Raw genomic sequence first — 24,628 nt, 5'->3', positions numbered from 1 at the left:
AATCGCAACGGATCGGTGACCTCAGGCAGGAGGGCGGAGCAGCGACACCACGGCGCGCGAGAGTTCGAGCGGGTCGATCGGATGCGTGACCGACGCGTCGGCGCGAGACCACGTGGCGAGCCACGCGTCGTCGGGGCGGCCGGTGATCACGAGAAGTGGTGGACATGGGTCGATCTCGTCGCGCAGCTGCTTGGCCAGCCCCATGCCGCCGACGGGGGCCGACTCGCCGTCGAGGATCACCAGGTCGACGCCGCCGCGGTCCAACCGCTCGAGGACGACGGGCGCGGTGGCGACGTCGAGGTACTCGATCTCGGGGAGGTCGGGGTGTGGACGCCGGCCCAGAGCGCCGTGGACGGCGTCGCGCGTGCGGGCGTGACTGCTGTAGACCAGCACCGACAGCGTCGCATTCGCCACGAGGCGAACCATACCCTCGAGACGGAGATCTAGGACCGGTACAGCGACTCCTCGTACGCGGGCCCGTAGTACTCCCGGAGCTGGTCGAGGGATTCGGGGGACTCCGGGATCAGGATCTTCGTCATCTCGGCCACCGTGGGAAGAACGGACGGGTTCCACGTCTCGGGCTCCCACAGCCGCGAGCGCATGAACGCCTTCGCGCAGTGGTGGAAGATCTGCTCGATGTCGACGACCAGACAGAGGATCGGCCGGTGCCCCTTGACGACGAGGTCGTCGAAGAACGGTGCATCCGAGATCAGGCGCGCGCGGCCGTTGATGCGCAGGGTGTCGCCGCGGCCGGGCACCAGGAAGTCGAGGCCGACGAACGGGTTGAGCAGGACGTTGCGGTAGCCGTCCATGCGCTTGTTGCCCGGCCTCTCCGCCAACGCGATGGTCGCGTCGTCGAGGACGTGGACCAGCGAGCCCGCCGGGTCGCCTTTCGGGGACACGTCGCACCGCCCGGTGTCGTCGGCGGTCGCCACCAGGCAGAACGGCGACGCCGCGAGGAAGTCCCGATCGAGCGGATGAAGCCTCGGACGGTCCTTGTGCGCGGCGCGGAAGGACGGGGTGCCGTACATCGCCGTCAGCTGGTCGCTATCGGTCACCTCGGTCCAGGTCACGACTCGTCGCTCGGGGGCAGCGCAGGCAGGTTCTGCTGGATCTGTTCCCGCGTCGGTTCGAGCCACGGCGGCAGTTTGAGCGACTTGCCGAGTTCGAGGAGCGGCTCGTCGACGTCGAAGCCGGGGGCCTCCGTCGCGATCTCGAACAGGACGCCGCCGGGTTCGCGGAAGTAGATCGACTGGAAGTACTGCCGGTCGAGGATCTCCGTGACATGCGCGCCGCTGTCGAGCAGCTCGGCGCGCCACGCCGTCAGCGTCTCGTGATCGGGTGCGCGGAAGGCCACGTGGTGGACTGTTCCGCCTGCTTGCAGGCCTTTGTCGGCGCGGTCGGCGGCGACGTCGACCAGTGCGCCGGCGCCGCCCGACGACATCGCGAACCGCGCGCTGCCCGACGCTTCGCTCGCGACCGTCATGCTCATGCGTCCGGTGAGGAGTTCGGCCGTGGCGTCGAGCGTCTTCTCGGTCAGAGTCACCGAGTGCAGTCCGCGTACCGCGTGTTCCGCGGGGATCGATCCCACGCCGTCCCAGCCGGAGCGGGTGTCCCCGTCGGATGCGACGAGGTCGAGGACCATCCCGTCGTGGTCGTACAGGCGCAGTACCTCGTCGTCACCCCGCGTGACCGGATCGTCGACGCGGACGTTCATCGCTCGGAGACGGTCGTGCCAGAACGACAATGACGACCCCGGCACGCTGAACGCGGTCGAGGTGGCCAGACCCGTTCCTTGTCGCCCTCGCTCGACGTCCTTCCACGGGAAGAAGGTGATCAGGGACGACGGGCTCCCGTGCTCGTCGCCGTAGTACAGGTGGTAGGTGCCGGGGTCGTCGAAGTTCACCGTCTGCTTCACCAACCGGAGGCCGAGCACTCGCGTGTAGAACTCGACGTTCCGGCCGGGATCGGAGGCGATGGCGGTGACGTGGTGCAGACCGAGGGGAGCAATCGTCGTCATGGGGATATCGTCCACCGTGATCGCAGAATCTTCTCGGAAAGGACGCCCGTGTCACCAGAGTTCGAACCCTGGCCCGAGCTCGACGTCGCCTCCTGGCAGGACACACGCGACACCGTGCACATGTGGACACAGATCGTCGGAAAGGTGCGGATGGCATTGTCGCCGCACGTCAACCACTGGTGGAACGTCACCTTCTACGTCGACGCGACCGGACTGACGACGTCGTTGATGCCGTACCGCACCATGGGTGTGGAAATCAGGTTCGACTTCGTCCGTCACCGGCTGATCGTCGCGACGACGCAGGGCACCTCCCGGGAGCTGGAACTGCGGGCGCGCACCGTGGCGAGCTTCCACGACGAACTGTTCGAGCATCTGCGCGCCCTCGGGATCGAGGTGACGATCATGGGATCACCCGTCGAGGTCGACCCGGCGATCCCGTTCGCGGAAGACACGGTGCACAGCAGCTACGACGCCGACGCGATGCACCGGTACTGGATGTCGCTGGTGTCCGCCGACAGGGTGTTCTCGGCGTTCCGCGGTGACTTCCGCGGCAAGACGAGCCCGTCCCACTTCTTCTGGGGTGCTTTCGATCTCGCGGTGACCCGCTTCTCGGGTCGACGCGCGGCGCAGCACCCCGGCGGCGTGCCGAACTGCCCGGACTGGGTGATGCACGAGGCCTACAGCGACGAGGTCTCGAGCGCCGGCTACTGGCCAGGAGGCGCATCGGAGGGCATCTTCTACTCCTACGCCTACCCCCAGCCCGACGGATTCGACACTGCGACAGTCGAACCCGAGGCCGCCTATTTCGACACCGCGCTCGGCGAATTCGTCCTCCCGTACTCGGTGGTCCGGCAGTCGGAGAACCCCGACGCGACCCTGCGGACGTTCCTGGACAGCACCGCGCGGGTGGCAGCCGAGTTGGCGGAGTGGCCGTCCTCGGACGGCGACGCGACTCAGGGGAGGATCGAGTCCACGTAACCACCGTCGACACGTAGTGCCCCGCCCGTGGTCGCGGACGCCAGCGGAGAACTCAGGTAGACCACCATGTTCGCGATCTCCTCGGGCTCGATCAGTCGCTGGATCAGGCTCTGCGGGCGGTACTTCACCATGAACTCGTGCTGGGCCTCGTCCCACGGGAGATCGTCGCCGACCAGCTCGCGCACGAACGTCTCCACTCCCCCCGTGTGGGTCGGACCGGCCATGACCGAGTTGACCGTCACCCCGGACCCGGCGGCGTCCTTGGCGAATCCGCGGGAGACGGACAGCAGCGCCGTCTTCGTCATGCCGTAGTGGATCATCTCGGTGGGAACGACGACGGCCGAGTCGCTGGCGATGCTGAGCACGCGTCCCCATCCGGCGTCCTTCATCGACGGCAGGTAGGCGCGGATGAGGCGCACGGCAGCGAGGACGTTGATCTCGAAGTAGCGACGCCATTCGTCGTCGTCGATCTCGAGAGCCGGCTGCGCGCCGAAGATTCCGAGGTTGTTGACCAGGATGTCGACCCGGGGATGCGCGTCGGTCAGGGATCGCGACCCCGATTCGGTTCCGACGTCGGCGGGCGCGGCGACGAAGGTGCCGTCGACGACCTCCGCGGTCAGTCGCTCGATGGCCGCGGACACCGAGGCTTCGGTTCTGCCGTTCACCAGCACGGTGGCTCCGCTGCGCGCGAGGCCGGCCGCGATGGCGTAGCCGATTCCTTGGGTCGAACCGGTCACGAGGGCAGTCTTACCCGAGAGGTCGATGATCATGCCCGGGTGAACAGCATCGGCACGTGGTCTATGCCCGCCTCGAGGTAGTTCGCGCCGGTACGCACGAAACCGAATCGGCCGTACCACTCCTCGAGGTAAGCCTGCGCGGAGATGGCGATGTCGGTACCGGCGCACTCCATGGCGGCGCGCATCACCTCGGCCGCGACCCCCCGACCGCGAGCGGATGTCGCGGTGGCGACGCGGCCGATATGGGCGGGGAGCTCGTCCTGCAGCAGACGCAGCGTCGAGACGACGCGACCGTCGTCCTCCGCCCAGAAGAGCGTGGTGGTCGGTTCGAGGTCACGGCCGTCGATCTCCTGGTCGCCCACGATGCCCTGCTCGTGGATGAACACCTCGGTGCGCAACTGCAGGATGCGGTACAGCGCAACGGGATCGACGTCGCGAACGGTGGCGTGGTGAATGCTGGTCACCTCCCCACTATCCCAGGGCCGTGAACCCCACCGGATCCGACAGCAGCGTCGCGACCGTCGACAGGAACTTCGAGCCCTGCTCGCCGTCGACGAGTCGGTGGTCGAACGACAGGCTCAGCGTCGTGACGTGTCGCAGCGCGACCTCACCTCGGTATTCCCACGGCTGACGACGGATCGCTCCGAAGCACAGGATCGCCGCCTCGCCGGGCGTGAGGATCGGGGTGCCGGAGTCGATGCCGAACACCCCGATGTTGGTGATCGTGATCGTGCCGTCCGCGAGGTCGGCCGGACCGGTCTTTCCCTCCTTGGCGACGGACGTGAGGTCCGCGAGGGCGGCGCAGAGATCCCGGAAACCGAGAGCGTGCGCGTTCTTGACGTTGGGCACCATGAGTCCGCGCGGAGTCGCCGCGGCGATGCCCAGGTTGACGTACTTCTTGGTGACGATCTCGTCGGCTGCCTCGTCCCAGTGCGAGTTGAGGCTGGGGTGCTCACGCACAGCGATGAGGAGTGCCTTCGCGACGAGCGCGAGCGGTGTGACGCGGACGTCGGCGAGCAGCGGGCTGCTCTTCAGCTGCTCGAGCAGCTCCATCGTCGGGGTGACGTCGACGGTGACGAACTCGGTCACGTGCGGCGCGGTGAACGCGCTGCGCACCATCGCCTCGGCCGTGTGCTTACGCACGCCCTTGATCGGCGTGCGGTCCTCGTCGAGTCGCGACGACGCGAGGTCGGCGCGGGTCACGTCGCCGTGGGAACCCGTCGGGACGATCGTGGACAGGTCGATGCCGCGATCACGCGCCTCCTTACGGACAGGCGGGGCCGCGAGCGGCCGGCGTGACGACGACTCTTCCGCGACGCCGTAGCCGACCAGAACGGGTGTGCGCGTCGGGGGATCTGCCGGTGGATCTGCAGGGGCGGGAACAGGGACGTCGGCCGTGTCGGTGGACGGCACTTCGATGTCGAGGAACGGTGCGCCCACGTCGACGGTCGTGCCCTCCTCCGCATGCCGTGCGACGACGACGCCGGCGTAGGGAGACGGCAGTTCGACCGATGCCTTCGCGGTCTCCACCTCGGCGATGGTCTGGTTCAAGGTGACGGTGTCGCCGATGTCGACGGACCACGCGAGCAGTTCGGCGTCGGCGAGTCCCTCACCGAGGTCGGGAAGCAGGAAGGTCTTGACCGTGGACATGGCGGATGCTCCTCGTGAGTGCACGTCGTGTGAAGCTGTGTGTCACATCACACAAGCACCGACGGTCACTGTGCGCAAGAGAATGCAGCCGCGATGAGCACGATGACCAGTGGCGGGGCTCCGACGGGCGCATCGCGGGTGCACTCAGCGCAGCACGGCCTCGATCTGCCGCGCTGCGTTCGCGTGACCCGCCGCCGTCGGATGCAGGGGAACGAACGCGTCGAGGGAGGTCGGAACGATGCCGACCATCCAGCTGTCCTCGGCACACACGTCGTGGTCACGCGAGGACTCGGCGAGATCGACGTAGGTGGCGCCGTGCCGGTCGGCCGCGGCCTCCATGACGTCGTTCAGCTGGTCGATGCGTGCCTGCAGGTAGGTCGCATCGGTGGGCCGGACGGGCTGACGATCGGGGCAACCGCCGGGTCTGATGCCGGTCGGGTACCCGACCATGAGGACGCGCGCAGCCGGGGCCCGGCGAGCAACCTCGTCGAGCACCGTGTCGTAGGTAGCGGCGAAGGCGTCGATACGCGAGGGGTAGGTGTCGTCGGGAAGAGTGGCGCACGGAGCGCTGAGGGGCAGCGCGATGCAGCGCGCTGCCAGTTGCACCAGCTGGATGTCGTTGCCCCCGATGCCGACGGTGACCAGCGTCGTGTCCGTGCTCAGCGCGTCGTACTGCGGTTCGGCGATGCCGCCGGGCCCGCGCTGCGGTCCGGCGAGGTTCGCGGACTCGGCCGACCCGCACGTCACGTCCCGGACCACCGGGATCTGCAGGTCACGTGCGAGGAGACTGGGGTAGTTGACGCCGGATCGACCGCAGATTCCCGACGGTGTCTGCGGCGCGATGCCACTGCCCGCGGCGAAGGAGTCACCCAGTGCGACGTACACCTCGGGAGTGGGCGCTGCCGTGGCACTTCCACCCGTCAGCACGGCCGCGGCGACTGCCGCGGTGAGGACGATTCCGATGCGACTGCGTGACATGTTTCCCCCGAACGAAAGCCCCGATACGTCGGTCGAAACCTAGTCTGCGCCCTCGCGTGCCTCTGCATCGGCAACCTCGGGGGCGTTCTCGCGCGTCGCCATGCCGCCGGCACCACCCTGATCCGACGGGCCCGGGCGGCCACCCTTCGGTTCGGTCTCGTCGTTCTTCTTCTTGTCGGTCGCCATGATGGCAGCGTAGTCCGGCAGGCGCAGGCCCGACGCGGACAGTTCGAGCCTCGCGAGTTTCCTGATGACGTCGGTGTCGCCGCCCCGCCACGCCCCTGCGGGGTCGTCGTGCACCCGGGCGAGATCCGTCAGCGGCCGGCGGGTCAACGCACGCAGCGCGAACAGGTCGAGGTCGGCGCCGGAATCCAGCAGCGTTGCCGCGGCAGTGGCCTGGCGTGCGAAGCGGAGACGCCGAGGGAGCCACACGAGCAGCAGGAGCGCGATGGGGAGCAGCGCGATGGTGACACCGAGGAACGTCGCCAGGGTCTGCACGGCGTCGACCTGCGCTTCGCCCGCCGACCGCAACGCGGCACCGGCGTCGCTCGCGCGGTCGAAGGGGGTGCGGACGTCGTCACCGATGAGCGGTACGCCCGACACCTTGTCCCCCGCCGCGCGCAGGTTGTTCTCCAATCCGCTTCCGGCGTCGGCTATCTCACGTCCCGGCGCGGCGAGCGAGGCGACCGCGTCGTGCAACGACATGCCGGTGCGGATCCAGAAGATCGTCCACACCGCGGCCACCACGTCCGCGATCACCTGCCGTACGCGGCGAGCCGGTAGATCGGAGTAGAGCCTGATCATGCGTCCTCCGTCCAGTCGCCCGTCGCCAGGAAACGGTCGATGCGGGCACGGTGCAGTCGTGGGTCCATGCCGTGGCTCTCTACCCAGGAATCGTCGTAATAGGTCCCCTCGTACCGTTCACCGCCGTCACACAGCAACGTGACGATGCTTCCCTTCTCCCCTCGCTTCTTCATGTCCGCGGCCAACCGGAACGCGCCGATCAAGTTCGTGCCGGTCGATCCGCCGGCGTGCAGTCCGGTGACGTCGTCGAGCATGCGAACGGCGGCGACGGAGGCGGCGTCGGGAATCTGCATCATGTGCTCGATGACCGCGGGAACGAACGACGGCTCGACGCGAGGCCGCCCGATGCCTTCGATGCGTGATCCGGTGCCGACCGCGGCGCGGGTGTCGTCTCGCCAGGCCTCGTAGAACGCGGAGCCTTCCGGGTCCACCACACACACCCGCGTGACGACGCGGCGATACCGGCAGTACCTGCCGATGGTGGCGCTGGTTCCTCCGGTGCCGGCGCCGACCACGATCCAGGTGGGGACGGGGAAGCGTTCGAGGGCCATCTGGTCGAAGATCGACGCCGCGATGCTGTTGTTCCCGCGCCAGTCGGTGACCACGGAGGCGTTGGTGAACTGATCGAGATACAGCCAGTCTCGCTGGCGGCCCAGGTCCTCGGCCACGTCGTACACGGCGCCGGAATGGTCGACGAGGCGACAGATGCCGCCGTACCGCTCGATGAGCTTGATCTTCGCGGGGCTGGTCGCGGCGGGCATCACGGCGACGAATTCGAGACCGATCAATCGGGCGAAATACGCCTCCGACACTGCCGTGGACCCGGACGAGGCCTCGACCAGCGTGGTTCGCGGGCCGATGTCACCGTTGGCGAGTCCGAACAGGAACAGCGAACGCGCGAGACGGTGCTTCAGCGAGCCGGTGGGGTGTACGGACTCGTCCTTCAAGTACAGGTCGATGCCCCACTCGGCCGGCAGCGGGAACGGATGCAGGTGCGTGTCGGCGCTGCGGTTGGCATCGGCCTCGACGATGCGGAGGGCGTTCTCGACCCAGGCGCGGTCTTCGATTCTCATGCGGCCATTCTGTCCGACCAGCGTCACACCGCGACCGGTGATTGACTCGGGAGGCGGTAGGGAACCCGACGAGCAACCCTGCAGGAAAGGCACCAGTGACTACTGCGTACATCAACTCGATCTCGACAGCTGTACCCGAGCACGACGTGCACGACGATTTCGTCGCCTACGCCGACAGCACGTTCACGCTGCGGCGCAAACAACTGTTGTTCCGCAGAATGGCCGACCGGGCGCAGATCTCGCATCGGTATTCGGCGTTCCCGTCGATCGCGTCCTTCTACGGCGACGATCCGAACGCGGTGGACACGCAGGCTCGCATGCAGGAGTTCGAACGCACCGCGCCGGGACTCGCGGTCCGCGCCGTGGACGGTCTGGGGTTGGGCGACACCGCGGCGGACATCACTCATCTCATCGTTCTGACCTGCACCGGGTTCTACACTCCCGGAATCGATTTCGAGATCATGAAGCAGTGCGGTGTGCCGACGTCAGCCGAGCGTACGCAGGTGGGTTTCATGGGGTGCTTTGCCGGCATCAACGGTCTCAAGCTCGCGCATCACATCGTCCGGTCCGAGCCGTCCGCACGCGTCCTGGTGGTCAGTGTGGAGCTGTGCTCGCTGCACATGCAGAAGACGGACGATCTCGAGACGATGCTGTCGTTCCTCGTGTTCGGTGACGGTGCAGCTGCGGTCCTGGTGACCGCGGAACCCACCGGGCTCGCCATCGACTCGTTCCGCGCGTTGATGATCGAGGATTCCCGCGACCTGATCACGTGGCGTATCGGCGGCATGGGCTTCGACATGGTCCTGTCGGGCAAGGTTCCGGGGTCGCTCTCGCGAGCGCTGGACGAGACCACCATGAAGACGGTGCTCGACGGGGCCGAGACCTCGTCGGTCGATCTATGGGCGGTGCATCCCGGCGGCCGGTCGATTCTCGACGCCGTGGAGGGCGCGCTGCACCTCGACGCGGACGCACTGACGTCGTCGCGGTCGGTGTTGGACAACTACGGCAACATGTCCTCGGCCACCGTGCTGTTCGTGCTCGCCGACATGCTCGAGCGCGGAGACACCGGGTCGGGGTGCGCCATGGCGTTCGGCCCCGGACTCACCGCGGAGACGATGCTGTTCCACGCGTCCTGATCCGAGGTCAGGCGAGGAACTCCTCGGCGTCGCGCCGCAGATCGATCTTGCGGATCTTGCCGGTGACCGTCATGGGGAACGCGTCCATGACGCGCAGGTACCGCGGGATCTTGTAGCGGGCGATCCGACCGTCGCAGAACTCCCGGAGGTCGTCCACGGTCATGGCGGGGGCATCGTCACGCAGTCGGACGCAGGCCATCAGTTCCTCGCCGTACTTCTCGTCCGGGACCCCGATGACCTGGGCGTCGAGGATGTCGGGATGCGAGTAGAGGAATTCCTCGATCTCGCGGGGGTAGATGTTCTCGCCGCCGCGGATCACCATGTCCTTGATGCGTCCGGTGATGGCCACGTAGCCCTCGTCGTCCATGGTGCCGATGTCGCCGGTGTGCATCCATTTGTCGGCGTCGAGTGCCTCCGCTGTCTTCTCGGGATCGTCCCAGTACCCGAGCATGACCGAGTACCCGCGCGTGCACAGCTCCCCCGGCTCCCCGCGCGGAACCGTCTCCCCGGTGACCGGATCGACGATCTTGACCGCGAGGTGCGGGCCGACGCGGCCCACGGTGGACACGCGTTGTTCGATCGAGTCGTCCGAGCGGGTCTGCAGGGACACCGGTGAGGTCTCGGTCATGCCGTAACAGATGGACACCTCGGCCATCCCCATGATGTCGATGACCTGCTTCATCACTTCGGTGGGGCAGGGAGAGCCGGCCATGATTCCCGTCCGGAGCGAGCTCAGATCGTACGAGTCCAGTTCCGGGACAGCCAGTTCGGCGATGAACATGGTAGGCACACCGTAGAGCGACGTGCATCGCTCCGAGGCCACGGCGGCCAGCGTCGCGGCCGGCGAGAACGACGGTCCGGGGATGACCATGGTCGACCCGTGCGACGTGCATGCCAGGTTGCCCATCACCATGCCGAAGCAGTGGTAGAACGGCACGGGAATGCAGACCGAATCTGCATCGGTGTAGTGGCACAGCTCGCCCACGAAGAATCCGTTGTTGAGAATGTTGCGATGGCTGAGCGTCGCGCCCTTCGGGAATCCCGTTGTGCCCGAGGTGTACTGGATGTTGATCGCGTCGTCGGGAGCGAGCTGACCGGCTCGCTCGATCACAGCGTCGCGTCCGGCGGCGGTTCCCGCCTCGGCCAGATCGTCCCAGTCGGAGGTTCCGATGTAGACCACGTTCTTCAGCGTCGGGCACTCTCCGCGGACCGTGTCGATCATTCCGGCGTAGTCGGAGGTGCCGTGCGCGCGGACCGCTATGAGCATGGCCGCTCCGGATTGATCGAGCACGTACTGCAGTTCGTGCGCGCGATACGCAGGATTGACGGTGACCAGGACGGCGCCGATCTTGGCCGTCGCATACTGCGTGATCGTCCACTCGGGACAGTTCGGTGCCCAGATGGCGACGCGGTCACCGTGTCCGATGCCACGGGTGATCAGTCCTGCGGCGACGACGTCCACGTCCGCCTGCAACTGTGCGTAGGTCCACCGACGCCCGGACGGAATGTCGACGAGGGCATCGGAGGATCCGACGCGCTCGACCGTGCGATCGAAGTTCTGTCCGATCGTCTCGTCGAGCAACGGGGTGTCGGTCGGTCCTGACGAGGAGGAAAGCTGGGGGGTCATCGACGCTCCTGACGGCTCGGTTCGTCGACGACGCTAACGCACCGCTGTGGTCGCTGCGTGGCGTTTCCGCGAATTCGGTTAACGACGATTCATCGAAATCGCGTTACCGCACGGAACACCTACGCTGTCGCAGGTGACACTCGAGAGACGGCTGGGAACCCGCGACGCGGTGGTCATCGGAGTCGGATCGATGGTCGGCGCCGGGGTGTTCTCGGCGTTCGCGCCGGCCGCTGCCGTCGCGGGCAGGGGTTTGCTGATCGGGCTTGCCGTCGCTGCCGTCGTCGCATTCTGCAACGCGACCTCCTCCGCGCAGCTCGCCGCGGCCTACCCCACGTCGGGCGGTACCTACGCCTACGGACGTGCCCGTCTGTCCAATTTCTGGGGCTTCGTCGCCGGGTGGGGCTTCGTGGTGGGGAAGACGGCCAGCTGCGCGGCGATGGCACTCACGTTCGGCGCCTACGCGTGGCCCGACCACGCACGCATCGTCGCCGTCGGCGCTGTGGTGGCTCTGACGTGTGTGAACCTGGTCGGAATCACGCGCACGGCATTCGTCACCAGGATTCTCGTCGCGATCGTGCTGGCAGTTCTCCTGGTCGCGGTAATCGTGGGAACCACAGGGCGACCTTTAGGAGTCGACGTCGGATTCACCGGATCACCGGTCGCGATCCTGCAATCGGCGGGGATCCTGTTCTTCGCCTTCGCCGGATATGCACGCATCGCGACACTGGGCGAAGAGGTGCGCGACCCGGCTCGCACCATTCCCCGCGCGATCGTCGTCGCACTCGCGTGTGCGGTCGTCGTCTACACCGCGGTGGCGCTGATGGTTCTGCACGTCCTCGGCGCCGACGGTGTGGCGCGGTCGAGCGCTCCTGTCGCCGCCGCGATGAGCGCGGTCGGCGCGCAGTGGGCCGATCCCGTGGTGCGCGTCGGAGCTGCCGCGGCATCGGTCGGCGCCCTGCTCGGGTTGATCACCGGGGTGTCGCGCACGACCATGGCGATGGCCCGTGAACGGGATCTGCCGGTATATCTGGCACGCGTCGATGTGTCCCGATCGGTGCCACGCGCTGCGGAACTGACCCTGTGCGCCGTGATCGTCGCGCTGGTCCTCACCGTCGATCTGCGGGAGGCGATCGGTTTCTCCTCGTTCGGCGTGCTCGTCTACTACGCCGTCGCGAATGTCGCGGCCTTCACCCAATCCGGCAGCGATCGGCGTTATTCCCCGGTGCTGCAGATCGTCGGGCTTCTCGGATGCGCCGCCCTGGTATTCACCCTCCCGACCACCGCTCTCGTCACCGGATCGTGCGTGCTGACGGTCGGTGCGGTCGGTCGGTGGGTGACCAGGCGCGGCTCACATCACTGAGCGGAGTTGTACGCCTGCTCGACGTCTGCGGGAATGCGGCCGCGACTCGACACGGTGAAACCGTTCTGGTTCGCCCATTCACGAATTGCCTTGGTCTGCAACGGGTCACGTGCCGGAACGGTCGATGCGGTCGATGCCGTGGCGGACGACTTCTTCGCAGTCGCCTTCTTGCCGCGCGAGCTGACCTTGGTCGCATGCTCGGCCCAGTAGTCGAGTTGTTTGCGGAATTCCTTGGCGTTCTTCACGCCCAGATCGATCTCGTACTCCACGCCGTCCACCGAGAATCCGATGGTCTCGCCTTTACCTGTTTTGATAGGCGCGCCGTCGATATCGTCGACCAATTCTACGTAGACCTGTTTAGCCATGACGAATGTCCTTTCGATGTGTGATGTCCCCGACCGAACCGGCGACCCGAATTCCCCATGGAACTCGCGATGGGGATTCGGTGTGTCACGGTCCAGTTGGACCGAGTTTATCCACGTCGACGTGCAATAAGCGAGTTACGGCGCAATTCGGGTATCGGGCTTCAGGTGAAACCGAATGGTCCGGTCGACGGCCGCAGCGTGCGCGGAAATATCCGGACGGCGGTGAGCGTTGCGACAGTGAAGAAGTAGTTGTCGTCGAAAGGGTGAACGCTCGTGGCTGTTCCGCTGTCCGTACTCGATCTCGCACAGGTCGGCGAGGGCACGACGCCTCGCGACAGTTTCGACGCGAGTGTTGCTCTGGCCCAACTCGCGGAGACGAGTGGTTATCGACGGGTCTGGTACGCCGAGCACCACAACATGCCGTCCATCGCGTCGTCCGCGACGTCGGTGTTGATCGCACACGTGGCAGCGCACACGTCGAGCATCCGTCTGGGAAGTGGCGGAGTCATGCTCCCGAACCATTCTCCGTTGACCATTGCCGAGCAATTCGGGACACTCGCGACACTGCACCCCGACCGTATCGACCTCGGACTCGGGCGCGCGCCCGGCTCGGACCAGACCACCATGCGCGCGCTGCGCCGTGACCCGTCGTCCGCCGAGACCTTCCCGCAGGACGTGCTCGAACTGCAGGGATATCTGTCGTCGTCCAGTCGTGTTCCCGGGGTGCAGGCCATCCCAGGAGCGGGCACCGAGGTGCCGCTCTACATTCTCGGATCCTCGCTGTTCGGTGCGCAGTTGGCCGCGCAGCTCGGACTTCCCTACGCCAATGCGTCGCACTTCTCCCCCGAGTCGCTGGAGGAAGCGGTAGCCGTCTACCGCGAGACCTTCCGCCCCTCCGCACAGTTGTCCGAGCCGTACGTCATTGCCGCCGTCAACGCGGTCGTCGCGCCGACGACCGCCCGTGCGCAGGAAATTTTCACCGCGAGCGTGCGCCGTCGCGTGGTCATGATGGTGGGCCGCGGTCGGTCGTTCTCCGAGGAGGAGGTCGACATGATCATGGATTCGCCGGCAGGACGCCAGATCCAGGGCATGGTGCGGTACTCCGCAGTCGGTACCCCGGCCGAGGCATCGGATTACATCGATCGTTTCGCCGCACATGCACAGGCGGACGAGGTCATCGTGGCCAGCGCCGTCGACGACCGCGAGGAGCGACTCGAGTCCTACCGGCTGCTCGCGGAGCAGCACCTGCACGCGAACGCAGCCTGACCGGCCGCGATGAATTTAGCGGGTCAGCGGTGTCGGTAGTGGTGAGTGGCCCTGATGCCGGGGCCGACGACACCACACCAGGAGACACCATGTCCGGCATGATCTTCGTCAACACCTTCGTCCAGGACGTCGCCGCGAGCCGCGCGTTCTTCTCGTCCTTGGGGTTCGGCTTCAACGACACCTTCAGCGACGAGAACACCGCCTGCCTGATCATCAACGAGCAGGCCGTCGTGATGCTGCTGAACGTCCCGCGCTTCAAGGACTTCATCCGCGACGACGTCGCGGACCTCTCCACCTCGCGCGAGATGCTGCTGGCCGTGTCGGCCGACAGCAAGGAGGCCGTCGACGCCATGGCCGACGCGGCGCTCGCCGCGGGCGGCAGTGACTGGATGGATCCCCAGGACCACGGCTTCATGTACGGGCGGTCGTTCCGCGACCTCGACGGTCACGTGTGGGAAGTGACCTGGATGGACCCGGCCGTCGCCTCGGGCGAGGCGTCTCCTCCCGACATGTGAGCGCTCAGCCGCCCGCGGTGTACGCCGCGGGCAGGCCGAACCGCTCGAAGAGAGTCGTGTCGAAGAAGCACGCGACGTGGGCGACTCGATTGTCGACGACCTCGAGGACGTGGAGCTGGAACGGATGATGCACTCCGTCCTCTCCGAGCATGTAGAGGCCGAAGGCCGGCTGCCCGTTGGCGGTGGTCGCCATCATTCTCATCGACTCGGGGCCGGTCGCGGGGCACTTCGTCGAGATGAGGGCGCCGATGTCGACCGGGCCGCGGTACCACCCGACGAACGGGGGCATCTCCCAGACCGCTTCTGCGGCAAAGAGCTTGACGATGCCGTCGATGTCGTAGTTCTCGAATCCGTCGACGTACCGCTTCAGTAGTTCACGTGTCTCCGCCGACTCGGGCTCCACCACGGAGTTCTCGTCGGGCATGATCGCGTCGATCTGCCCTCGTGCACGCTGGAGCAGACTGTTGACTGCCGCCGGCGTCGTACCGAGTAGCTCTGCCACCTCGGATGCTTTCCACTGCAGTACTTCTCGCAGCACCAGCACGGCGCGCTGCCGAGCGGACAGGTGCTGGAGCGCGGCGATGAACGCCAGGCGCACCGATTCTCGCGAGCCGACCATCGACGCCGGGTCGTCGTCGACAGGATCGCCGAACGGCGGCGCCGGCTCGAGCCACGCGATCTCGTGGCGCTCGACCAGCTCGTCCGACGGATCCGACGACGGCGTGCCCAGCCCCGACGGGAGCGGCCGGCGCTTTCGACCTTCGAGCGAGGTGAGGCACGTATTCGTGGCGATGCGGTACAGCCATGTGCGCAGGGACGAGTCGCCCTTGAAGTTCGCGTATCCCTTCCACCCTCTGACCAGGGTGTCCTGAACCAGATCCTCGGCATCGTGGATCGATCCGGTCATGCGGTAGCAGTGCGCCAGGAGCTCGCGTCGATACGGTTCCGCGAGGGTCATGAAGTCGCTGCCGAGCTCCTGCGTCGCAGTCATGCGAGGAGGATAGTCCTCGCAGGGACGACTCGCCGAGGAAAATTTCCGGGGCTCCGTGATGAGTTTCCGTGGCGCACGCGGTCGACAGTCACATGACCACTCACCCCACGACCACCGCTCCCTCCCGTGGAGCCGTCCGAGCGGGCTGGATCATCAGCCTTCTCGTCATCGCCTTCATGCTGTTCGACTCGATCATCCACCTGCTGAACCTGGACGTGGTGAAGACCTCGTCCGCCGACCTGGGTCTGCCCGTGGACATGGCGCCGAAGATCGGGATCATCGCGCTGATCATCATCGTGCTGTACGCGATTCCTCGCACGGCTCCGCTGGGCGCCGTCCTGCTGACCGGCTACCTCGGCGGAGCGGTGATCACGAACTGGCGCACGGAGCAGCCGCTGGTCTCGACCGTCCTGTTCGCGGTCTACGTCGGGATCTTCGCGTGGCTCGGGGTGTGGTTGCGCGACAGCAGAGTTCGCGCCCTGCTCCTGCCCTGAGTCAGATGGTGGAGCGGAACGACCGTAGGCGGAGGCTGTTGGTCACCACGAACAGTGACGACAGCGCCATCGCTGCACCGGCGAACATCGGGGTCAGCAGACCGGCTGCTGCGAGCGGGATGGCCGCCACGTTGTAGGCGAACGCCCAGAAGAGATTGACCTTGATGGTCCGCAGCGTTGCCCGTGCCAGGCGTACGGCGTCGACGGCGACGCGCAGGTCGCCTCGGACCAGAGTGAGGTCGCCGGCTTCGATGGCGACGTCAGTCCCCGTGCCCATGGACAGTCCGAGATCCGATGTCGCCAGCGCGGCAGCGTCGTTGACGCCGTCCCCGACCATCGCCACGGTCTTGCCCGACGCCTGCAGCTCGCGGATCGCGTTCGCCTTCTGCTCGGGGAGGACCCCTGCGATCACGGTGTCGATACCGACGGCGTCGGCCGCTGCGCGAGCTGCGAACTCGTTGTCCCCGGTGAGCATGATGGGCTCCAGACCCAGTCTGCGGAGACCCGCGACAGCGGAGGCCGAGGTCTCCTTGACCGAGTCGGCCACGGCGACGACTGCTCGGTCCCGACCGTCCCACGCGACGACCACGGCGGTCGCGCCCCCGGACTCGGCGTCGGTGAACGCGCGTCGGAGGTCGTCGGGGAGGTCCGTGGTCGACGATCCCGACGATGCGAGGCCGGGACGTCCGACCACGACGCGGTGGCCCTCGACCAGTGCGGAGATTCCGCGACCGGCTGTCGTCGTGAACTCGGTCGCCTCCACCGGCTCCCCGAACGACGCCCGGTACCTGTCGACGATGGCCCGCGCGACCGGATGCTCGGAACCCGATTCCGCTGCCGCCGCGAGACGCAGTGCGGTGTCGACATCGTCGCCGACCACCGAGCGCACGCTCATGATCCCGGTGGTCACCGTGCCGGTCTTGTCGAGCACGATCGTGTCGACCACGCGGGTGCGCTCGAGCACCTCGGGTCCTTTGATCAGGACGCCGAGCTGGGCGCCGCGGCCCGTGCCGACCATCAGAGCGGTGGGTGTCGCCAGACCCAGGGCGCAGGGGCACGCGATGATCAGGACGGCCACCGCCGCGGTGAAGGCGGCGGACCAGCTGCCCGTGAGCAGCACCCAGGCGACCAGGGTGGTGAGTGCCAGTCCGATCACCACCGGGACGAAGACGCCGGAGACACGGTCGGCCAGGCGCTGCGCCTCGGCCTTGCCGTTCTGAGCGTCCTCGACGATGCGGGCCATCCGCGCCAGGTTGGTGTCGGACCCGACGCGCTCGGCGAGCAGGGTGAGCGCGCCGCCTACGTTGACGGTTCCGCCGATCACGGTGTCGCCGGGACCGACCTCGACGGGGACGGACTCACCCGTCATCGTCGAGGTGTCCACTGCGGATGTCCCGCTCTCGACCGTGCCGTCCACGGCGATGGTCTCGCCGGGCCTGACCAGCAAGCGGTCGCCGACCACCACCGACTCGGCGGGGACGCTCGACTCACGGCCGTCGCGCAGGACGGTCACGTTCTTGGTGCCGACATCGAGCAGCGCGCGCAGGGCAGCGCCGGCGCTGCGCTTGGACCGTGCCTCGAGGTAGCGGCCGGCGAGCAGGAAGGTGGTGACTCCCGCGGCGGCTTCGAGGTAGATGTTCGAACTGCCGTCGGTGCGTGCGACGGTCAACTCGAAGGCGTGCCGCATGCCCGGCATGCCGGCGTGACCGAAGAAGAGGGCGTACAGGGACCACGCGAAGGCGGCCAGCGTGCCGACGGACACGAGCGTGTCCATGGTCGCGGCGCCGTGACGCAGGTTGGTCCAGGCAGCGCGGTGGAAGGGCAGTCCGCCCCACACGACGACGGGTGCGGCGAGGGTGAGCGAGAGCCACTGCCAGTTGTCGAACTGGAGGACGGGGATCATGGCCATCGCGATGACCGGGATCGACAGCACCGCGGACACGATCAGCCGTGTGCGGAGCGGATCGCTCGGCGCGGCGGTGTCCGCCGGATCGTCCTTGCGCGGAACGGTGGCGGTGTATCCGGCCTTCTCGACCGCGGCCACCATGTCCTCGGGTCCGACCGCCCCGTCGCTGACGATGCTGGCCTTCTCGGTGGCGTAGTTGACCGTGGCCGTCACCCCGTCGAGGCGGTTGAGCTTCTTCTCGATGCGGTTGGCGCACGACGCGCAGGTCATGCCGCCGATGTCGAGCTGGATGTTCGCAGCCTTCTCCCCGGTGGTCACGGCTGCGCTACTTCGTACCCGGCCTCGTCCACTGCGGCGGCGATGGCAGCGTCGTCGATGGGTGTGTCCGACGCGACATCGACGCGTCCGGAGGCGAGGTCGACCGTCACTCCGGTGACTCCGTCCAGGGCGCCGACCTCCTCCGTCACGGCCGAGACGCAGTGCTGGCAGGTCATTCCGACGACGGTGACTGTCTTCGTGTTCATGAGACCTACCATACCCCCCTACGGTATGCAGTCAACCCCGTGTCGCCTTCCGTTCGGCAGCTCGACACCCGGTGTGGTTAGGGTGGACGGTGCCCGGCTCTCCCGCGGAGCCGGACAGCTTCATGCCACGCGCCGAACGGCGATGCGGCAGCACCGGGAAGCGAGAACTCATGGAGTCGGCCGAGCACACCTGGCGTACCTCCGAGCACCCCAGGCCCGAGCACTTCCTCCTGCACATCAGCGACACGCACCTCGTCGTCGACGGTGAGCTGTACGGCGCCGTGGACAGCGAGGCGCGGCTGCGTCAGATCTTCGACGAGCTCGAGGCGAGCGGCGCCCGTCCCGACGCGCTGGTCTTCACCGGCGACCTGGCCGACAAGGGCGAGTCCGACGCCTACCGGTCGCTCCGAGCGATGGTCGAGCCGGTGGCGGATGCGCTCGGGGCGCAGGTCGTCTGGGCGATGGGCAACCACGACGATCGGACGACCTTCCGACGGGCGCTGCTGGACGAACAGGGCTCCGCCGATCCGGTCGACATCGTCTACGACGTGGGCGGCCTCCGCGTGATCACGCTCGACTCGACAGTGCCGGGGCACCACTACGGAGCCGTGTCCGAGGCTCAACTGCGCTGGCTCGCGGACGTCCTCGCGTCACCGGCTCCCTACGGCACGGTCCTGGCCATGCACCACCCGCCGGTCCCCTGCGTCCAGGATCTGGCCGTGCTGGTCGAACTGCGGCAACAGAAAGCCCTCGCCGACGTTCTCGCGGGCACCGACGTGCGTGCGATCCTCGCGGGCCACCTGCACTACTCCACCAGTGCGACGTTCGCCGGCATCCCGGTGTCCGTCGCCTCTGCCACCTGCTACACCCAGGACCTGAACGTGCCCGTCGGTGCGCAGCGCGGACGGGACGGAGCCCAGGCATACAACCTCGTGCACCTGTACGAGGACACCGTCGTGCACTCGGTCGTCCCCATCGGGACCGGAACGACGGTCGGCACCTACGTCTCGGCCGACGAGACCGCCCGACGTCTGCACGACGCCGGGATCGTCATCGCCGATGCTCCGGGAAAGCTGGCCACTCAGCGCTAGTTCTGCTCCCACGGCGCCGGAACGGGGAAGTACGTCTCGAGGAACGCCGTGACCTTCGTAGCGCGCTCGTCGGCGCCGATCTCGGGGAAACTGCCGTCGTTCAAGCAGAAGAAGTCCATCGAGCGTTTCGCCAGCAGGCGATCCATGTCGCGGAGTCCACTGCGCATCGTGGTGTCGACGTACTTCACGGCAGCGCGGGTCTGCACCACGGCACGGCCGGTGAGCAGCGCGTAGTAGTGATAGAGCGAATTGGTCACCGAGATGTTGGAGCTCGCACGGAATCTGCTGCCCGCAGTGGCGGTGAACTCGTCCGGGAATTCTTTCTCGAGCTCGAACATCACACTGCGCCGCAACGGAACCGGCGCGTGTTCGAGGTGCCGGGTGGTGATGCGGCCGAACCGCTCGTGCAGCAGCCGCCGATTCACGCGGGCAGCATTCTCGAAGCCGCTGCGCTGTTCGTCGTTGCTGCCCAACCCGATTCGAGTTCCCGCTTCGACGAACATGCTGATCCCGCCGGGCGAGAAGAACATCTGCGGGCCGACCGGGCGTCCGAAGAACATGTCGTCGTTCGAATACAGGAAATGCTCGGCGAGACCGTCGATGTGGTGCAGCTGGCACTCGACTGCCTGAGAGTTGTACGTCGGGAGCACCGAGGTGTCGGTGAAGAACTCCTCGCTGCGCACGAACGTGACGTCGGCGTGCTCGGCCAACCATGCCGGTTTCGGTGAGTCGGTGACGACGAAGATCCGCCGGATCCACGGCGCGTACAGATGCACCGAGCGCAGCGCGTACTTCAATTCGTCGATCTGACGGAACCGCGCCTCGTGGTCGTCACCCTCGCCGACGACGAACTCGCGCAGGTGCGCGGCGCGTTCTGCCTGCCACTCGGCGTCCGAGCCGTCGACCCACGAGAAGACCAGGTCGATATCGAAGTCGATGTCCGACGCGTGATCGGCGAACATGTTCTCGATGGTGGGCCAGTGCCGACCGAAACGTTCGACGGTGCCGCGCACCGCCTCGTCCTCCCGGATCGTGCGCCGTGTCAGCGAGTTCTCCACGGGCAGCACGATGGTGTCGTCGGAGAACTCCCACAATTCGACCTGAATGCCCTTCGCGGAGCCGTAGAACAATCCGCTGGTGCGATGTGCTCGTGGACGGAACAGCCGGAAGATGCGCGCCTGCGACGCCGAGGCCAGCAGTCCGTCGGCGATCAGGAGCGCGGTGCCGCCCTTGACGTCCATCGGCTTGGAGTAGAACGGCTCGTTCGCGCAGGCTGCCACCAAGGCGTCGCGAAGCGTGGGTCGGTCGTGTCGATCGATCGCGATGACCGGACGTTCGTCGTTGCCACGCACCAGCAGGTACTCGATCGCGGTCGCATCCAGGACGTCGCGCACGAAGAGCAGGTCCTCGACCATGGCCTCGTGCGGAGTGGTCGTCGTGATGGACAACGCGAACTTGTCCTTCACCAGCGAGATGTCCGAGCGTTCGGTCAGACGCGTCCGGGATGCTGCCGATGCCACACGTGCGCGTTCGATCTCGTCGCTGTCCGGCGGGACGAGGTAGACGTCCGGTGTCTCGACGTTGTGGAGAGCTGGTGGCTGTGTGATGGTGAACCTTCCCGGTGTGGGCGCGACGGCCGTGTGACCTGGTTATTCTACGGGCAGACGGCGGTGCTCCCGGCCACGAGCTCAGTCCCCTCGGAGCTGCCCGATCGCGTCCTGGACGTGGGTCAGATGCCGGTCCATCGCGTCCGATGCGGCCTCGCCGGACCCGGACTCGATGGCGTCGACGATGCTCTCGTGCTCGACATTGGAGCGGTGCTGGCGATCCGGCAGCAGGTTGACCATCTCGGACTGCTGCGCCAGCGCCTCGCGGATCTCTGCGATGACGGCGGCGAACACGTCGTTGCCACTGGCCGTGGCGATCAGCAGGTGGAACTCGGCGTCGAGCCGCACCCACTCCTTCGGGTCGGTCTCCGCGATCATCGTCTGCAGCAACGCGCGCATGGCGGCCATCTGTTCCGGAGTACGGCGCTCTGCCGCCAGTGCGGCTGCCGGCACCTCGATGTGGGGTCGGGCCTCGCGCAGGGACGCCACCGAGTGGTTGCCGAAGACGGCGTTGGTCTCCACCGTCGACGCGAGGACGAACGTGCCCTTGCCCGTGTGCGTCTCGGTCAGACCGAGAGCGGTCGTCGACCGCAGCGCCTCCCGGACGACGGACCTGCTGACACCGAACCGTGTGGCCAGTGCAGCCTCGGACGGCAGGCGCGTGCCGACCTCGAGCTCGCCGCTCTCGATCGCCGAGCGAAGCTCACGGAGAACGGCCTCGGCCGCCCCCACGCGCGTCACCGTGGCCTGTTTGCTGGCCCAACTGTCCGACAGGGTCATGGCGTCACTGTGAACGAGGATCGGGTGTGGGGCAAATCGGGCGAACGCAGGTCGATATTCATCATTCTTGCTTGCGAGCTAGAAAGCCGAAGAGAGCCCGATGGACGGTGATCCGGTGCAGTCCGACACACATCCGTGCACTCGGTCGGCTGCGGGATCTACGGTCGGAGGGAACGAAGGAGTTCACATGACGCACAGCATCGTCACCGTCACGGGCGCGGCCGGCAGCATCGGCTACGCGGCACTGTTCCGCATCGCATCGGGTGCCATGCTCGGTCCGGACACGTCCGTCACGCTGCGGCTTCTCGAAATCCCGCCGGCACTGCGAGCAGCCGAGGGCACGGCGATGGAGTTGCACGACAGCGCGTTCCCTCTGCTTCGGTCGGTCGAGATCCACGACGACCCGGTCGACGCTTTCGACGGAACGAACGTCGCGCTGTTGATCGGCGCCCGTCCTCGTACCGTGGGGATGGAACGCGCCGACCTGCTCGAGGCCAACGGGTCGATCTTCGGGCCGCAGGGCGCGGCTCTCGAGGCGGGCGCCGCGTCCGACATCCGGGTGGTGGTCGTGGGCAATCCTGCCAATACCAACGCGGCCATCGCCGCGGCGCACGCACCCAGCATCCCCGCGGATCGGTTCACCGCGCTGACCCGGCTCGACCACAACCGCGCCGTCGCGCAACTGTCCGCTCGTGCGGACGTCCCGGTGGGCGAAATCTCGCGGGTCAGCATCTGGGGAAATCACTCTGCCACGCAGTACCCGGACATCTTCCACGCGCGGGTCGGGGACCGGTCGGGCGCCGAGTTCGCCGCGGACACCACCTGGCTCGAGAACGTCTTCGTGCCGACGGTGGCTCGCCGAGGCACCGCGATCATCGAGGCGCGTGGTGCGTCGTCCGCTGCCTCCGCGGCGAACGCCACCATCGATCATGTGCGCGACTGGGTCCTGGGCACTCCCGCCGACGACTGGACGTCCGTCGCGCTCCCGTCGACGGGCGCATACGGCGTGCCCGAGGGACTGGTGTCCTCGTTCCCCGTGCGGTCCTCCGGCGGTGCCTGGCAGATCGTGGAGGGTCTCGAGATCGGCGAGTTCTCCCGGCGGCGTATCGACGCGTCCGTCGCGGAACTGCAGGCCGAGCGCGACGCCGTCACGAAACTCGGGATGCTGCCGAACTGACGCAGGGTTCGGCGGGGCTGACCGCGCGATATTCCGGAACACTGCGTGCACAGGACGATATTCGAGTATCTAGCGATAGTGGTAGATCAGTGCAGAACCTGATGTCGAACGCTCGACCGTCGTTGCAGGCGAGCGACGCACGTTTCGCCACATTTTGAGTGGATGTTCTGCCATCCGGCAGAAATCTGCGTGATCGGGTGCGTCTACGTGCACGGCGGCGCATCTCGATCCGCTGCGGGGACCGTAGGCTTCACAGCCATGCCCGACACCTGCCCGTGCGGCACTCCGCTGCCGATGTCCGAGTGCTGCGGACCCATGCTCGACGGCCGGGTCGGCGCGCCGACCGCCGAGCGTCTGATGCGCTCGCGGTACACGGCGTTCACCGTGCTCGACGCCGACTACCTGCTGCGCACATGGCATCCGGACACCCGACCGTCGTCCTTGGACCTCGATGACCGCCGCGAATGGACGGGCCTCGAGATCCTGGGCACGACGGGCGGCGGGATGCTTCACACCACCGGCACCGTCGACTTCGTCGCACACTTCCGCGACGCCGGTGCGCGCCGGCCGGGTTCGCAACGGGAGAACAGCACGTTCTCCCGCGTCGACGGAGCCTGGGTCTACGTCGACGCGGTGTGACGCGACGCTTCGATGCGGTCGACGAAGTCGGCGGTGATCCGAGCGATGTCCCAGGGGTGCGACAGCGGAGACCAGTGTCCTGCATCCAGATCCGTGCGCGAGAGCTCCGCGACCCACCGCTCGGTGTCGTCGTAATGGAACGGGCGCACGGCAGCGTCCCGCGTGTTCACGATCAGGTGCACTGGGAGGGTGACGTAGCGGCGACGCGGCTTTCGGAAGCGAGGCAGCAGGTTCGCCCGATAGATGCGCAGGCCGTTCCATGCGTCGTCCAGCAGTGTCGGTGACTCGTGGACCATCGAGGCGGGAACGTCGGAGAACTCTCCGATGAACTGGGTCCAGCCCTTGCGCTTCATTCGGTACATCCGCAGGCGAGCGAGCGGCGGGATGTGGAAGGTGACGGTGTACCAGGACGCGCGCGTCTGCGCGAACACCTGCGCCAGATTGCGGGGGGTCGGGCGGCGCAGCCGTGATCGGGCCCAGAGCGCGAGATGGTCGAGGTTGGGGCCGGACACCGACGTGTACGACGCGATGCGGAGCGGTGCATCGGCTTCGGCGACCAGTTCCCACGCCTCGACGGCGCCCCAGTCGTGACCCAGGATGTGCACCGGCGCATCGGGACTCACCGCGTCGATGACCGCGCGGAGGTCCGAGGCCATGTGCGCCAGGCTGTAGTCCCGGGTGCGGGCCGGAACGGTGGAGTCACCTGCACCGCGCGAGTCGTAGGTGACGACGCGGTAGCGGTCGGCCAGCAGAGCCGCGACGTGATTCCAGAGTGTGTGGCTGTCGGGCCACCCGTGCACCAGGACGATCGTCGGCCCGTCGGCGGTGCCCGAGGTGTAGACCGCGAGGTCCACGTCGCCGTTCGAGACGGTCGAACGTACGTCGGTAACGGTCATCGCGGATTCTCTTC

General features: G+C 67.2%; 26 protein-coding genes. 9 read left to right on the top strand and 17 right to left on the bottom strand.

The window, feature by feature from the left end; genetic code table 11:
* Nucleotides 1-21: 21 nt before the first annotated feature.
* From AC0IX4_RS08530 to AC0IX4_RS08520, 3 genes are read right to left on the bottom strand one after another with little or no spacing between them, the layout of a single operon-like run.
* The gene (locus AC0IX4_RS08530) at nucleotides 22-426 is read right to left on the bottom strand and encodes an Rv3143 family two-component system response regulator (RefSeq protein WP_042576302.1); all 405 of its coding nucleotides are present in this window, start codon (nucleotides 424-426) and stop codon (nucleotides 22-24) included.
* A 17-nt stretch (nucleotides 427-443) separates the two neighbouring features.
* Nucleotides 444-1,073: an MSMEG_1061 family FMN-dependent PPOX-type flavoprotein gene (locus AC0IX4_RS08525; RefSeq protein WP_042576301.1), complete on the bottom strand. Its 630-nt coding sequence runs from the start codon at nucleotides 1,071-1,073 to the stop codon at nucleotides 444-446.
* Entirely contained in the window at nucleotides 1,070-2,020 is a 951-nt protein-coding gene (locus tag AC0IX4_RS08520) for a ring-cleaving dioxygenase (protein ID WP_042576300.1), read from the bottom strand. The genes AC0IX4_RS08525 and AC0IX4_RS08520 overlap by 4 nt, the downstream gene beginning before the upstream one ends.
* Before the next feature lie 48 nt (nucleotides 2,021-2,068).
* Between AC0IX4_RS08520 and AC0IX4_RS08515 the strand changes: the two genes are divergently transcribed.
* Nucleotides 2,069-2,998 (top strand): DUF5996 family protein, encoded by a 930-nt coding sequence (locus AC0IX4_RS08515; protein WP_056074156.1) that lies wholly within the window; start codon nucleotides 2,069-2,071, stop codon nucleotides 2,996-2,998.
* Here the strand turns inward: AC0IX4_RS08515 and AC0IX4_RS08510 are convergent.
* From AC0IX4_RS08510 to AC0IX4_RS08485, 6 genes are all read right to left on the bottom strand, one after another.
* Nucleotides 2,974-3,768 (bottom strand): SDR family NAD(P)-dependent oxidoreductase, encoded by a 795-nt coding sequence (locus tag AC0IX4_RS08510; RefSeq protein WP_056074153.1) that lies wholly within the window; start codon nucleotides 3,766-3,768, stop codon nucleotides 2,974-2,976. The two genes, AC0IX4_RS08515 and AC0IX4_RS08510, sit on opposite strands and share 25 nt — an antisense overlap.
* Nucleotides 3,765-4,199 carry a GNAT family N-acetyltransferase gene (locus AC0IX4_RS08505; RefSeq protein WP_471828688.1) on the bottom strand — a complete coding sequence of 145 codons (435 nt, stop codon included), beginning with the start codon at nucleotides 4,197-4,199 and terminating at the stop codon, nucleotides 3,765-3,767. The genes AC0IX4_RS08510 and AC0IX4_RS08505 overlap by 4 nt, the downstream gene beginning before the upstream one ends.
* 7 nt (nucleotides 4,200-4,206) lie before the next feature.
* Complete coding sequence (locus AC0IX4_RS08500; RefSeq protein WP_471828687.1) at nucleotides 4,207-5,385, bottom strand: dihydrolipoamide acetyltransferase family protein; 1,179 nt, start codon at nucleotides 5,383-5,385, stop codon at nucleotides 4,207-4,209.
* Between the two features lie 144 nt (nucleotides 5,386-5,529).
* Nucleotides 5,530-6,363, bottom strand: coding sequence for an SGNH/GDSL hydrolase family protein (locus AC0IX4_RS08495; RefSeq protein ID WP_471828686.1), 834 nt, complete (start codon nucleotides 6,361-6,363; stop codon nucleotides 5,530-5,532).
* 39 nt (nucleotides 6,364-6,402) lie between these two features.
* Nucleotides 6,403-7,167 (bottom strand): hypothetical protein, encoded by a 765-nt coding sequence (locus AC0IX4_RS08490; RefSeq protein WP_471828830.1) that lies wholly within the window; start codon nucleotides 7,165-7,167, stop codon nucleotides 6,403-6,405.
* On the bottom strand, nucleotides 7,164-8,240 hold the full coding sequence (locus AC0IX4_RS08485; protein ID WP_471828684.1) for a PLP-dependent cysteine synthase family protein: 1,077 nt from the start codon (nucleotides 8,238-8,240) through the stop codon (nucleotides 7,164-7,166). The genes AC0IX4_RS08490 and AC0IX4_RS08485 overlap by 4 nt, the downstream gene beginning before the upstream one ends.
* A gap of 95 nt (nucleotides 8,241-8,335) precedes the next feature.
* Between AC0IX4_RS08485 and AC0IX4_RS08480 the strand changes: the two genes are divergently transcribed.
* Nucleotides 8,336-9,376: a type III polyketide synthase gene (locus AC0IX4_RS08480; protein WP_056074146.1), complete on the top strand. Its 1,041-nt coding sequence runs from the start codon at nucleotides 8,336-8,338 to the stop codon at nucleotides 9,374-9,376.
* A 7-nt stretch (nucleotides 9,377-9,383) separates the two neighbouring features.
* Here AC0IX4_RS08480 and AC0IX4_RS08475 read toward each other — a convergent pair whose 3' ends face one another.
* A complete protein-coding gene (locus AC0IX4_RS08475; RefSeq protein ID WP_471828683.1) occupies nucleotides 9,384-11,003 on the bottom strand; it encodes an AMP-binding protein in 1,620 nt (539 codons plus the stop codon).
* 124 nt (nucleotides 11,004-11,127) lie between these two features.
* On the opposite strand from AC0IX4_RS08475, the gene AC0IX4_RS08470 reads away from it, so the two are divergent.
* Entirely contained in the window at nucleotides 11,128-12,363 is a 1,236-nt protein-coding gene (locus AC0IX4_RS08470) for an APC family permease (RefSeq protein WP_471828818.1), read from the top strand.
* Here AC0IX4_RS08470 and AC0IX4_RS08465 read toward each other — a convergent pair.
* On the bottom strand, nucleotides 12,357-12,728 hold the full coding sequence (locus AC0IX4_RS08465; RefSeq protein ID WP_042576292.1) for a histone-like nucleoid-structuring protein Lsr2: 372 nt from the start codon (nucleotides 12,726-12,728) through the stop codon (nucleotides 12,357-12,359). The genes AC0IX4_RS08470 and AC0IX4_RS08465 overlap by 7 nt on opposite strands.
* A 273-nt stretch (nucleotides 12,729-13,001) precedes the next feature.
* Between AC0IX4_RS08465 and AC0IX4_RS08460 the strand changes: the two genes are divergently transcribed.
* Together AC0IX4_RS08460 and AC0IX4_RS08455 are read left to right on the top strand one after the other, a co-directional pair.
* A complete protein-coding gene (locus AC0IX4_RS08460; RefSeq protein WP_042576291.1) occupies nucleotides 13,002-13,994 on the top strand; it encodes an LLM class flavin-dependent oxidoreductase in 993 nt (330 codons plus the stop codon).
* A gap of 89 nt (nucleotides 13,995-14,083) precedes the next feature.
* On the top strand, nucleotides 14,084-14,509 hold the full coding sequence (locus tag AC0IX4_RS08455; RefSeq protein ID WP_042576290.1) for a VOC family protein: 426 nt from the start codon (nucleotides 14,084-14,086) through the stop codon (nucleotides 14,507-14,509).
* 4 nt (nucleotides 14,510-14,513) lie between these two features.
* Here AC0IX4_RS08455 and AC0IX4_RS08450 read toward each other — a convergent pair whose 3' ends face one another.
* Nucleotides 14,514-15,500, bottom strand: coding sequence for a sigma-70 family RNA polymerase sigma factor (locus AC0IX4_RS08450; protein ID WP_042576289.1), 987 nt, complete (start codon nucleotides 15,498-15,500; stop codon nucleotides 14,514-14,516).
* A 92-nt stretch (nucleotides 15,501-15,592) separates the two neighbouring features.
* On the opposite strand from AC0IX4_RS08450, the gene AC0IX4_RS08445 reads away from it, so the two are divergent.
* Nucleotides 15,593-15,994, top strand: a complete 402-nt coding sequence (locus tag AC0IX4_RS08445; protein ID WP_471828681.1) for a DoxX family protein — start codon at nucleotides 15,593-15,595, stop codon at nucleotides 15,992-15,994.
* Between the two features lies 1 nt (nucleotide 15,995).
* On the opposite strand, the gene AC0IX4_RS08440 is transcribed toward AC0IX4_RS08445, so the two are convergent.
* Both AC0IX4_RS08440 and AC0IX4_RS08435 read right to left on the bottom strand, forming a co-directional pair.
* Complete coding sequence (locus tag AC0IX4_RS08440) at nucleotides 15,996-18,170, bottom strand: heavy metal translocating P-type ATPase (RefSeq protein WP_471828817.1); 2,175 nt, start codon at nucleotides 18,168-18,170, stop codon at nucleotides 15,996-15,998.
* Between the two features lie 44 nt (nucleotides 18,171-18,214).
* Nucleotides 18,215-18,424 carry a heavy-metal-associated domain-containing protein gene (locus AC0IX4_RS08435; protein WP_042576287.1) on the bottom strand — a complete coding sequence of 70 codons (210 nt, stop codon included), beginning with the start codon at nucleotides 18,422-18,424 and terminating at the stop codon, nucleotides 18,215-18,217.
* A gap of 170 nt (nucleotides 18,425-18,594) precedes the next feature.
* On the opposite strand from AC0IX4_RS08435, the gene AC0IX4_RS08430 reads away from it, so the two are divergent.
* Nucleotides 18,595-19,515 (top strand): phosphodiesterase, encoded by a 921-nt coding sequence (locus AC0IX4_RS08430; RefSeq protein ID WP_471828816.1) that lies wholly within the window; start codon nucleotides 18,595-18,597, stop codon nucleotides 19,513-19,515.
* Here the strand turns inward: AC0IX4_RS08430 and AC0IX4_RS08425 are convergent.
* Both AC0IX4_RS08425 and AC0IX4_RS08420 read right to left on the bottom strand, forming a co-directional pair.
* A complete protein-coding gene (locus AC0IX4_RS08425; protein WP_442970574.1) occupies nucleotides 19,512-20,930 on the bottom strand; it encodes a stealth family protein in 1,419 nt (472 codons plus the stop codon). The two genes, AC0IX4_RS08430 and AC0IX4_RS08425, sit on opposite strands and share 4 nt — an antisense overlap.
* A 273-nt stretch (nucleotides 20,931-21,203) precedes the next feature.
* Entirely contained in the window at nucleotides 21,204-21,902 is a 699-nt protein-coding gene (locus tag AC0IX4_RS08420; protein WP_042576285.1) for a FadR/GntR family transcriptional regulator, read from the bottom strand.
* Nucleotides 21,903-22,089: 187 nt separating this feature from the next.
* Between AC0IX4_RS08420 and AC0IX4_RS08415 the strand changes: the two genes are divergently transcribed.
* Entirely contained in the window at nucleotides 22,090-23,079 is a 990-nt protein-coding gene (locus AC0IX4_RS08415) for a malate dehydrogenase (protein WP_471828680.1), read from the top strand.
* 258 nt (nucleotides 23,080-23,337) lie between these two features.
* On the top strand, nucleotides 23,338-23,718 hold the full coding sequence (locus AC0IX4_RS08410; RefSeq protein ID WP_471828679.1) for a YchJ family protein: 381 nt from the start codon (nucleotides 23,338-23,340) through the stop codon (nucleotides 23,716-23,718).
* Here the strand turns inward: AC0IX4_RS08410 and AC0IX4_RS08405 are convergent.
* Entirely contained in the window at nucleotides 23,700-24,614 is a 915-nt protein-coding gene (locus AC0IX4_RS08405; RefSeq protein WP_471828678.1) for an alpha/beta fold hydrolase, read from the bottom strand. The two genes, AC0IX4_RS08410 and AC0IX4_RS08405, sit on opposite strands and share 19 nt — an antisense overlap.
* Nucleotides 24,615-24,628: the final 14 nt, after the last annotated feature.

It is taken from the genome of Rhodococcus sp. AC861, assembly GCF_979256035.1.
This window is presented reverse-complemented; position numbering and strand designations above follow the sequence as displayed.